The organism is Herbaspirillum sp. WGmk3 (genome assembly GCF_023952535.1).
GTDB classification, from domain to species: domain Bacteria; phylum Pseudomonadota; class Gammaproteobacteria; order Burkholderiales; family Burkholderiaceae_D; genus Herbaspirillum; species Herbaspirillum huttiense.
The window spans coordinates 1-267 of sequence record NZ_JAKYWT010000074.1 but is presented as its reverse complement, the minus strand read 5'-3'; the positions used below and the strand labels follow the sequence as shown (position 1 = coordinate 267).

1 protein-coding gene is annotated in these 267 nt (G+C 58.4%); it reads right to left on the bottom strand.

What is annotated here, in order from left to right; translation table 11 throughout:
- Nucleotides 1-267 (bottom strand): major capsid protein (locus MKD49_RS26000; protein WP_252697740.1); only part of this gene is annotated, 267 nt, incomplete at both ends.

Genomic DNA, 267 nt, shown 5'->3' with positions numbered 1-267 from the left:
ACCACACCGCTGGCGTTCAGCGCGTAGGCTTCGATATCGTCGGTCGGGTCATACGTGGACTTGTCACGCTTGCTCCACTCCGTGCCGCCGGACTGCGTGATGTTATTCTCCTCACTGCGGCCCATATCCACCTCAACCGGATCGAAGGCTTCACCGGTCATGGTGTATTTGCCCTTAAGCACGGCAGAAACTGCCTGCATCTCTTCGACCTGAGCAATGGCCAGCTCTTCGTCACGCATGTTCTGCATGATGATGCGACGGCGGCGG